Source organism: Maribacter aquimaris (assembly GCF_014596745.1).
GTDB classification, from domain to species: Bacteria; Bacteroidota; Bacteroidia; order Flavobacteriales; family Flavobacteriaceae; genus Maribacter_A; species Maribacter_A aquimaris.
Genome location: NZ_JABTCF010000003.1, coordinates 449,522 through 459,863, shown reverse-complemented (window position 1 = coordinate 459,863; position 10,342 = coordinate 449,522). Strand labels below are relative to the sequence as shown.

Sequence of the window (10,342 nt, the reverse complement as noted above, 5' to 3'; positions counted from 1 at the left end):
AACCTTCTTCTTTGCCAAGGGCTAGGCAAACCTCTCGTATTCCCCCTTATCCCAAACCCCGGATCAGTCAACACGTCATATAGCGCTAGCCTATCGGCGCGCCATATGCTTAGTTATTGTGCACTGGTTTTTTTATTATTCGTTAAATTTTTTAAAGTATGTATAATATTTTTTGTCAGTCCGCATTCCGTTTAATTTTCTCAAATCAAGAGTTCCATTTTCATTAATCAGATATAATTTTTTCCTTTTTAGAAATAGTTTGTTTGGTGGTTTAATTCTGTTTTGTCCGCCACTTGATAAAGTCGAAACGAGATATTCATTCTGTTCAATTCGTTCAATCTTTTGGTTAGATGAAAGCACCAATGAGTCACGAATTACTTTATTTTCCGAATTCCGTATCTGTAATGTGTCCATAACGAGTTTAGTCGTTAGGTAAATAGTGTCGTTTTTGATTTTCCAATTCCCTTTTGTCCAACTTGAGGAAAGGTCAAAACGATATTTATGTATAAATGTTGAGTCCGATTTTATTTCAATTGTTCCCTTTATTCGACTATAATAATTTCCGATAATACTTTTTTGTCCAAAAGTAAAATTGGTCATTAATAGTAATAATAAAGTTTGAATTATTCTCATTGTTTTGGGGCTGTTCAACTTGTGCACAACATTAGGTATATACTCAGTGGCTTTGGCGTAGGGTCGGCATGTAGCGGCCATTGGGTATATACGTCTTAAGTTTGATTCTCTTTAAATTGATAGTATAATCAGAAAGAACAAAAGAGAGAATTAAGGTTACTATATACGGTGAAGCTTTAGACTTCGACAATCCCGAAGCTTCGGGAATAATCCTCTCTCTTTTACTACTTAGATCACGTTCAGTTCTGTGAGACCTTGATCTCGTTTTCAAGTTGTTGTGATACCAGTAGCTGGTTCTTTCATAAATCAGTTCTTATGAATAAATATAAAGAAACTTTCGGAGTTGACATCAGCAAGGATGTCTTTGATGTACATGGTAGTAATAAAGGTCACGACCAGTATAAGAATGATGAACCCGGGTTTAAGAAGTTCCTTAAAGAACTACCGGACAGTTCATTGGTCGTTATGGAAGCTACCGGTTACTATCATTATAGGCTAGCACAGTTTCTTTACAAAAATGCAGTAGTTGTATCGGTTGTAAATCCTTTGTCGATAAAGCGTTTTGTACAGATGAAACTTGCCAAGGTGAAAACGGACAAGAGCGATGCCAAGGCTATATGTGACTATGCTCTGATCAATGAGGTCCCCATTTACAATGCCCTGACGGATACCCAAAGCGAATGTTTACAATTGTTCAGATTGTTGGATGCTTATTTAAAACAGCGCACGGCTACCAAAAACAAAATACATGGGGAAGCTGTTCTGGGCATACCATCAAAGTTTGTCTATCGTTCTTTGATACGCAACAGGAAGCAGCTGGACAAAGAGGTGGCGGCTATCGAATCGAAGATCCTATCATTGGTAAAAGAGGACCAACAGGAGCAATTGACCTTATTGACATCGATACCGGGCATAGGGCAAAAGACGGCCTTGTTCTTGATAGTCGTGACAGATGGATTTAGCAAGTTCGAAACGGCATCACAGCTTTGTAGTTATGTCGGTATAACCCCAACGATACGAGAGTCGGGGAGCAGTGTAATAGGTCGTGCACGGATAAGTAAGGTCGGTAATCGAAAACTGCGGAATCTATTGTTTCTATGTTCCTTTAATGCCTGCAAACACAACAGGGCATGCAAAGAGGTATATGAGCGAATAGTGAACAAAGGTAAGAGCAAGAAACTGGCATTGATCGCAGTGGCCAACAAACTACTCAAACAGTCCTTTGCCATTGCAAAATCAGGTAGGCCATACGATGAAACCTACGTTTCTGCATTGTCTAGATAACTAGGGAACAAAACCCATGAAAAAAGCTCAAAGAATCTATTTTTTGAATCTATGAGCCTAGAATAATATTGTCTCAGATTAAAGAAGAATTTGTTTGTTTTTTACCTCAGTTCTTTGTTGTGCTTTCGTTATTTATTGAGTTCTTGTTCAATTTCAATTAATATGGTTTCAATTTCATTTTTTATTCCACCCAAAAAATTTGTTCCCGCAGCTGATTTATGTAACAATGCATAGTCTATGAGGTAGTTTTCAAATTCTACAGAATTAAACAACGATTTATTATTTATGTTTTTTGAAATGGAATTGGTTTGAAAATCTAACTGTTTACTTGCTAATTTCCTAACACTACCCTCCTTATAAATAATAGATTTCAGGTTTTCTTTTACAGCCAAAGTAAAATTTATCTGAAGTTTTAAAATTTCCAATGAGCTATCAAAAGATGCAAGCCGTTGTCTCAACTTTTGATTCAAAATTAAATTTAAATTGCCTGAACTTATGATGTCATTTAACACTCCATTTGAAGGCTTAAACTGCATCTGATTGCCAAGAACTGCAAAAATTTTTTCATTCAGATATTTATCACTAACAGTGTCAAGGATTTCATTATCAAATAAATTCAACAAACCATTTATACCGTTTCTTATGGTTTCATTCTCCTTAATTGATGAATTTATTTTATCCAGATTATTATTAAATTCCGATTGCAGAGACAATAAATACTCTTGTTCTATTTTTTGTTGTTTCCTATGCTCGTTCCAATTATTTATTGAAAGTGCAATCAAAATTCCAATAACCACAAGTATAATTTCTCCAATTGCATATTTAAAATACTTTCCAGTTTTGTTTTTCTCCATAAGGTCGTAACGTATTTTTCTAAAGAATTTTATCATTGGTTAACGGTTTGTCATAATGAAGCACAACGGTCTCGGCTATGAGTAGTTGCGTGGGTTAATACTTAACTTCGCAAGTACCCACCAAATTGAAAATCCGCGAGGATTTTCAGTAGTAGGCGAGAACAAGCAATTACTTATAGCCATTGTTGTGCTTTCGTTATTTATAATTTAGTCATATTGAGTTTCCTTAAGAATTTTATCTATCAATAGGTCTAATTCTATAAATAGGTTTTTGTTATCTGCAATCCAGTATAAAAATTCGTCAGTATTGTTTTCGAATTCAATTTCTTTAAAAATTTGAAGTTTATCCACCTTCAGGTTTGATTTTTCTTTCCAATTTAATGGACCATAGGCATCCATATCTTTAAAGGAATATTTTTTTGATAAATAGGGAAAAATCTCGTTATCTAATTTTGCGGTAAATCTTGTTGTTCTATCTGTCAATGCTTTCATCGTTCGTCCCCAATTATATATTAAATTAACCAATTCCTGATTCTGGAGCAATTCCAAACGTCCCGATTGTATTAGACCAGAAATGGTATTTTCCGAGGGTCTGAATATAGGAGGGTCAAAGGCATAAAAAAGTAAACTATCAACATTTTGCTTTTTAAGATAATCTTCGTCTTTGCCTATATTATTCATTAATTGTCTGAGGGCTGCCTCACATAATTCATTTTCCTCAATTCTTCTTTTTATAATCGCTTTGTTTTGCAAATATTCAGTATGAATGTTCTTTACAATGGATTGTTCTTCAAGTTTCTGAATTCGTTCTTGGTTCCAATTATTGATTGACAATGCAATCAAAATTCCAATTACAACAAGTACAATTTCGCCAATCGCGTAAATCAGATATTTGCTGAATTTATTTTCAGTCAGCAGGTTTTGTCTAATTTTTCTAAAGAATTTAATCATTGGTTAGCGGTTTCTGATAGTAAAGCACAATGGTTTTATACATCTTAGCAAAAGTTTATTATTCCTTATTCAAAAATTCAGTTACTAAATTATTCTTTTCAGATTCCATTTCGCAAGTCCAACTGTCTATAAACCATCTTCCATTTTCATAATGAAGTTGAACGCTATTTAGACCTCTAATATTGGATTCAGTTTTTAGGTCAGTTCGTATTTCAAATGCACTCCAAACTTGCGCAATATTTCCAAACTTGCTAACTATTCTTTTTAGCTCCTTTTCATAAAAATTCTCTTTTGGTGATAATCCAATTGGTATATATTCCGCCTCCAAAGAATGAGTTTTCGCTTTTCCATTTTCATCAATTCTTGTAATAAAAGCATTTTTTGAATGAATGTAACTATCTCTTTCAAACTCCCAAGGTTCACTACACGAGCCAGAAACAACATCATAATATGCATTTATTATCGCATCTACTGATTTTACATCTTTTGCGTATTTGTCATCATTAGTTTGTCCGAAAATTGAATTACAAGCAAAAATTATGCTAATTGATGTAAGTATTATTTTATTCATATCTATTGGTTTTTTAAATTTTTGCTAATGTCAGTCTGTCTAATAACCTACTACATTTTTAATAAGCTGTTTCTATTTTTTCTAATAATATAGTTGCTGACTCTTTATAATATCTTAACATAGGCAAAAAATTTTCAATCGCTATTAATCTATATGTCACAACCTTATTTTTAAAAATTTTACTCTTTGCAAAAAAAGCTATCGTTCCTGGATTGTATTTCATATTCATATGGTCTGAATACCAAGAGAATTGTTCAATATATTTTATATTATTAAATGATTCTTCCTTTAATTTATCAAGTACCAAATTTAAAGATTCATCAATATTATAGAACTGAATAATTTCATTTGTTAGGTCTTTATTTCCGCTAGTGTTAAAGTCATTATAGGTTTTAAGTAATCCAATACCTTTATCTTGAATATCAAAGGCTATAAAACTATTTATATCAATTGGGATGGTAGTAAAATCTAAATAATTAGTTGCGTTAATTGAATCTAAAGGAATACTTGAATATCCTTCTGTAATGAATTTTTCAATTCTCAATTCTAATTGTTCATATCGTTTTATAACGTCATCTATATTTGAGAGGTCAGACTTTAAGTTTTGTTCAACTTCATTGTAAATGGTGCTAAGTTGATTTTCACTTTTCCTGTTTTCATTCCAATTATTAATTGAAAGTGCAATTAAAATTCCAATAACTACAAGTACAATTTCTCCGATAGCATATTTAAAATACTTGGCAGTTTTGTTTTTCTCCATAAGGTCGTAGCGTATTTTTCTAAAGAATTTAATCATTGGTTAGCGGTTCCTGGTAATGAAGCACAACGTGATTGTGTATGGTTAGTTGCGTTGGCTAGGACTAAGTTAGTAAACAAAAACGAACCAGAGGGAAATCCGTAGGATTTTCCGAGTACACACAGAACCAGCAATTAATTATACACGTTGTTGTGCTTTCGTTATTTATTCATGTGCATCAATATAGTCATCTAATTGCTCTTTAATTTTTTTTGCAAATTCATTCACATTTTTTAAATTCGTAAGTAGGACTTTCTTCTGCTTCAATTGAAGATTGATAATGTTATTTAGTTTTTTTTCTTTAATAACTTTAATCGTATTTTCTTTTACTAGTTCATTATTATTGTCAAATTCCATATATGATAAAACAGTCTCATCTACATAAGCAAGAGCAGCCGAAATTCCATATTCTATAAATTCATTAATATAAATTCTAGCACGATCATTATAGAATCCCATGTTAGTTTTTAAATCAATATCATCTATTAAATCAATGCCGCCGTTGGTTTTTAAATTAGCATATGAATCACCGAACAGGATAGAATTATCGTTAAGAACAACTGTGTAAAAAAACTGGCTTAAATCTAATTCTTCATATTCACCTTTTGATAGTTTTTGTAGATAATCAACGTCATCTGGGTAAGTTTTAATCTTGGATTCAAATATATCGATATCATCTTTTAATTCGTTCGAAAATATTTTTAATTGCGCTATTACTTCTTTTTTTAAAATTCGTTGGTCGTTCCAATTATTAATCGATAGGGCTATTAAAATTCCAATGACAACAAGTATAATTTCTCCAATGGCATATTTAAAATACTTTCCAGTTTTGTTTTCCATCAGCAAGTTTTGTCTAATTTTTCTAAAGAATTTTATCATTGGTAGCGGTTGGTTATAATGAAGCACAACGTAGGAATATAGATCATATGATCTATATATCTTTTTTATGCTTAATTCACTAAAATTCCTATAAAAAACTAAAAAAACCAAGTAATTGATTAGAAAAGAGCGATGTAAGTGTTTACAAATGAGTACAAATGAGTACAAACGAGTACAAACGTATATAAACGGTAACTTAACAATCACTCAGGTAAACCCCTACGGCAAGGCCGCCCTCAGAGGTTTCCTTGTATTTGGTGTTCATGTCCTTGGCGGTTTCCCACATGGTCTGTACCACTTTATCCAAACTTACCTTGGCTTCCTTGGGGTCAGAGCCCAAAGCCAGTTCCGCAGCATTAATGGCCTTTATGGCTCCCATGGAATTGCGTTCGATACAAGGTACCTGCACCAATCCCCCAATAGGGTCACAAGTAAGGCCCAAATGGTGTTCCATTGCAATTTCCGCAGCCATCAATACCTGTTCAGGACTTCCGCCCAAAAGTTCGGTCAAGGCACCTGCGGCCATGGCCGAGGACACACCGATCTCTGCCTGGCAACCTCCCATGGCTGCGGAAATTGTGGCCCCTTTTTTAAAAAGACTTCCTATTTCACCGGCTACGGATAAAAACTGCTTAATGTCCTTAAAATCGGCATCGTGGTTTTCGATGACCAGATAATACATGAGTACGGCCGGGATTACGCCGGCACTCCCATTGGTTGGGGCAGTAACGACACGGCCCAAAGAGGCATTTACCTCGTTTACGGCCAAGGCAAAGCAACTGACCCATTTTAAGATCTGTCGAAATTTGACCTCGGTATGTCGAATGGTCTCCAACCATTCCTCAGGATTTGAGTAGGGCATGCCGCCTTTTAGGTTTTGGTGCATGGCAAAGGCCCGCCGGCGTACGTGGAGGCCACCAGGGAGAATACCTTCGGTATGGCAACCGATATACATACATTCGAGCATGGTATCCCATATGCGACGCATTTCGTGGTCTATCTCGGCATCGGTACGAAGGGAGCGCTCATTAAGGAGTACAATTTCTGATATACACTTTTTTTCTTGTTCACAATAGGCCAGGAGTTCATGGCCTTTGGTAATGGGTAGGGGAAAGGTTTTGAAGGTCTCCCTATTGCGCTTGGCATTCTTTCGTTCTTCGACAACCACAAAACCCCCACCAATGGAGTAGTAGGTCTGTGACTTTTTTTTGCCATCGGCAAGCGTCGCCACAAATTTTAACCCGTTGGCATGAAAGGGAAGGAATTTCCGATTGAAAATAATATCGGTTACCGGATCAAAGGGCAAGGGTACCGCATTATTGAAATGTAATATTTTGGTGTTTTTTATATGTTGTACAATGGTATGTATGTCATTTACGGGTACATGTTCGGGGTCGGCCCCGGAGAGACCCAACATAACGGCATAGTCCGTGGCATGGCCTTTTCCGGTTAGGGAGAGGGAGCCGTACATATGTACCTGGATACCCACTACTTGGTCGAAGTGGTTTTCCGACCTGAGTTTGGCAATCCAACGTTCGGCAGCGCGCCAAGGCCCCAAGGTGTGTGAGCTCGACGGACCGATGCCGATTTTCAACATATCAAAAATACTGATACACTCCATCTTAACATCCATCTTTTCCATCGTGTAAAGATAAAATTATTGTTGGATGAAACCCCCTATTATATTTTTCTTGTAGGCAAAATTCCACATTGGTTTTACAGGGTTTGACAACGTATGGATTCCTATGGGAAAGCTTGTTTTTCGTTCTGATGTTTCTTTAAGGCTAGAAAGAAATGAAAGGGAATTTCAAAAGTTTATCGTCGGATAGAGGACCATGAAGCTGACTAGATCTTATGATAAAGTCGGTTTGTCCTTCAAACCAAAAAGAAAGTCAGGGAACAAAATCCCTTCAAGCACCCTGTAAAAAAGGGTGTTTCCCTAGGATTCAGTAGTATCTTGAATGACATCATGTCAGTTTGATGTTGGCGATACGGTAGGTGTGAATATCATTCCCATTCGCCAATAAAATTACTTATAACAATTAAAAAGTCGATTTCACCTAAGTCATGGATTGATAATGGGGTCTGTAAATGAAACGATGTCTGTTGTTTGAATTTTTGGTTCCTGCCTGGTATAGGGTCGTGGTCGGTCATTGTTTTTTCAATCCCCTAGGAGGGTTGAACATGCATGTTCAACGAACCTAAATGTAGTAGGCATAGTCATTTTTTAGGTTGTGGTGATGTTTTTGGCTTTTTGGATGAAAACGCGGTTATTCTATTTGACCCTTTGATGTGTAGCCCTATTTCAAATAGGTTTAAATTGAAAAAAAGCCGCTATGGGCGGCTTTTAATTAGTGCTATTTTATATAATCAAGGTTTGGGCAACACATATCGATTCAAGTAATTGTGTTCTGTTAGGTAGGGTGCAACCTTTTTCCTTGGTTTAAAATTTTACAGCCTTATTTTTTTTGATTGCATGGTTGTTCATATTTGCTTTTAGTATCTTAGGTTTATTGCATGGATGATTTTTAACGTCCCTGATCATAGGGTTTACTACGATCATTTTTTCTATTAATGCATCGTAGTAGGCTATATCCTTGGTTTTACATTGTTCATTGTATTTAATACCATTTGTATTATCTATATCTGATAATACCATCGATTTCCCAGCTGCGGAATTGTCCATTATAACGCAATCATAAAGGATTCTGTTTTTAGCGGGATTCTCTGCAATAGTATTAGCTCTATCTTTCCGCATTATGTTGTTAAAGCTGCTGTAAATATCCACACCCTTTTCTTGGATTGCATCCAATTGGTCATACGTAAGGTATTCAACTTCCGAAAATAATTCTAAAAGTATATCTGAGTTCGTAACATACATTGGGATGTAAGATTCACTCGTGGGATCGTTTTGTTCACAATAATCAGGATTTGGGCCTCCATCCCTGCCTTGTCCCCCAGGTAGATACTTATTAGTGGTTTGAGGTATGTACATACATGATGGAAACGATAAACATTGACCTGCTAGGAATGCAGGAATATTTAGTTTTGGTAAAATGATTACCGGTGGATCCTCACCTTCCTCAATGGGTTCCAAACATAAAAAGTCCAAGCTAGGGGTACTTATCTTCTTTAAGATCAATCCATATTGTGGGGTTTGATCCATAATTTGGGCTTTAATTGCAGCACCATTAATAATGCCTAAATTATTTAGGACGTTCAACCAACTTGAAGATAATCCTCTGACATCCTCAACAGAATCGCCCCAACCAGTGCTTTCTCCCTTCCAAAGTCTTATAGCATCATAAGTATCTAGCCAAGGAGCATCTGCCATTAAATCAGCAATGGAGAATCTAGTGTTACCTTGTTGTACTAAATCTGCATTTCCTCCATTACTTCCACTCTGATGACTACATCCAAGAGCATCTGAACAAGAAGAGGGTATTGCCCCGCCATTTGAAACATTTTCCAATTTTGACTTATAAATACTCAATACCTCACTAGGGTTGGTGTACCCTGATAAGTCTATAGGTACGTTTTGAACATATACGGCAATGGTGCTACTCCATGGATTTCGATTGCCTTTTGTAATGGTATAATAGTAATCCCTGGGTGAGACGTAAAAACCGGTTTTTAGACAAACTTGATTGGGTTCTACAGGGGCTTGCTTTTTAACATAAGACTCACTATAAGGATTGAATGGGCTCCAACTGGTTATTTCAGAGACATCCATGTATAAGGTGCCACTGCCATAAAATGAAACAGAGGCAGTACCATCATCAAAGTTACGTAGTTGAATATTAAAACCACCCTGTGAGCAAACAAACCCTTTGGATTCAATCGCTATCTTATCATTGGTTTGTGCTTTGTTTTGTTGTGCGTTCAATAAAACAGAGTTGATGAAAAAAAGAATCAATAATACTTGTCTCATAAATTTATTTTTATTCTAGAGTATATCTAACGTGTTGTTAAATAAATTGTTGCGTGGTCAGATGCCTGATTTGGTAAATTGATCCGAAGGTTTTTAAAAATTATCGATCTTTACTTACACGATTTATGTCCTATGGGGATTTCATGGGACCGCTCGGCCAAACAATGAATAGTTCTATAGTTTTAAATGCTATTTATCAAACAGAAAGAATAAAAGAGGAAATTAAGGGTATTGTATAATTTTGGGATTAAAACTTCGTGAGCACTGATTATCCCCCCCCTGTTTTTCGTTTAGGATTTGTTGAGTTCCGTAGCCTTGGGAATTCGGGTCACCCTATCATAATTAATGATGGTTTGTGTTTCAAGTCCAAGAAGAAAGTTATCAAACAAAAATCTGTCAAGCATCCTGTGAATAGCTATTTTATCGATAGTACGGCCGCATCA

9 protein-coding genes are annotated in these 10,342 nt (G+C 35.7%); 1 reads left to right on the top strand and 8 read right to left on the bottom strand.

Annotation, left to right across the window (positions count from 1 at the left end; all coding sequences use genetic code 11):
* Window positions 1-135: 135 nt before the first annotated feature.
* Window positions 136-633, bottom strand: coding sequence for a hypothetical protein (locus tag HPE56_RS07920; RefSeq protein WP_188243220.1), 498 nt, complete (start codon window positions 631-633; stop codon window positions 136-138).
* A gap of 315 nt (window positions 634-948) precedes the next feature.
* Between HPE56_RS07920 and HPE56_RS07915 the strand changes: the two genes are divergently transcribed.
* The gene (locus tag HPE56_RS07915; RefSeq protein ID WP_188243219.1) at window positions 949-1,917 is read left to right on the top strand and encodes an IS110 family transposase; all 969 of its coding nucleotides are present in this window, start codon (window positions 949-951) and stop codon (window positions 1,915-1,917) included.
* A gap of 128 nt (window positions 1,918-2,045) precedes the next feature.
* Here HPE56_RS07915 and HPE56_RS07910 read toward each other — a convergent pair whose 3' ends face one another.
* The 7 genes from HPE56_RS07910 to HPE56_RS07880 form a co-directional block, all read right to left on the bottom strand.
* Window positions 2,046-2,771, bottom strand: a complete 726-nt coding sequence (locus HPE56_RS07910; protein WP_188243242.1) for a DUF6090 family protein — start codon at window positions 2,769-2,771, stop codon at window positions 2,046-2,048.
* A 207-nt stretch (window positions 2,772-2,978) separates the two neighbouring features.
* Complete coding sequence (locus HPE56_RS07905) at window positions 2,979-3,722, bottom strand: DUF6090 family protein (protein ID WP_117883739.1); 744 nt, start codon at window positions 3,720-3,722, stop codon at window positions 2,979-2,981.
* 58 nt (window positions 3,723-3,780) lie between these two features.
* A complete protein-coding gene (locus tag HPE56_RS07900) occupies window positions 3,781-4,293 on the bottom strand; it encodes a hypothetical protein (RefSeq protein ID WP_188243218.1) in 513 nt (170 codons plus the stop codon).
* A 58-nt stretch (window positions 4,294-4,351) separates the two neighbouring features.
* A complete protein-coding gene (locus HPE56_RS07895) occupies window positions 4,352-5,053 on the bottom strand; it encodes a DUF6090 family protein (protein WP_117883741.1) in 702 nt (233 codons plus the stop codon).
* Between the two features lie 201 nt (window positions 5,054-5,254).
* A complete protein-coding gene (locus tag HPE56_RS07890) occupies window positions 5,255-5,929 on the bottom strand; it encodes a hypothetical protein (protein WP_188243217.1) in 675 nt (224 codons plus the stop codon).
* Between the two features lie 235 nt (window positions 5,930-6,164).
* The gene (locus tag HPE56_RS07885) at window positions 6,165-7,589 is read right to left on the bottom strand and encodes an L-serine ammonia-lyase (RefSeq protein ID WP_188243241.1); all 1,425 of its coding nucleotides are present in this window, start codon (window positions 7,587-7,589) and stop codon (window positions 6,165-6,167) included.
* Between the two features lie 822 nt (window positions 7,590-8,411).
* Window positions 8,412-9,899, bottom strand: a complete 1,488-nt coding sequence (locus tag HPE56_RS07880) for a hypothetical protein (protein ID WP_188243216.1) — start codon at window positions 9,897-9,899, stop codon at window positions 8,412-8,414.
* Between the last annotated feature and the right edge of the window lie 443 nt (window positions 9,900-10,342).

Excerpts from the sequence above, each read along its gene's own strand:
- HPE56_RS07920 (WP_188243220.1), bottom strand. The coding sequence starts at position 633 with ATGAGAATAATTCAAACTTTATTATTACTATTAATGACCAATTTTACT.
- HPE56_RS07915 (WP_188243219.1), top strand. The coding sequence starts at position 949 with ATGAATAAATATAAAGAAACTTTCGGAGTTGACATCAGCAAGGATGTC.
- HPE56_RS07910 (WP_188243242.1), bottom strand. The coding sequence starts at position 2,771 with ATGGAGAAAAACAAAACTGGAAAGTATTTTAAATATGCAATTGGAGAA.
- HPE56_RS07905 (WP_117883739.1), bottom strand. The coding sequence starts at position 3,722 with ATGATTAAATTCTTTAGAAAAATTAGACAAAACCTGCTGACTGAAAAT.
- HPE56_RS07900 (WP_188243218.1), bottom strand. The coding sequence starts at position 4,293 with ATGAATAAAATAATACTTACATCAATTAGCATAATTTTTGCTTGTAAT.
- HPE56_RS07895 (WP_117883741.1), bottom strand. The coding sequence starts at position 5,053 with ATGGAGAAAAACAAAACTGCCAAGTATTTTAAATATGCTATCGGAGAA.
- HPE56_RS07890 (WP_188243217.1), bottom strand. The coding sequence starts at position 5,929 with ATGGAAAACAAAACTGGAAAGTATTTTAAATATGCCATTGGAGAAATT.
- HPE56_RS07885 (WP_188243241.1), bottom strand. The coding sequence starts at position 7,589 with ATGGAGTGTATCAGTATTTTTGATATGTTGAAAATCGGCATCGGTCCG.
- HPE56_RS07880 (WP_188243216.1), bottom strand. The coding sequence starts at position 9,899 with ATGAGACAAGTATTATTGATTCTTTTTTTCATCAACTCTGTTTTATTG.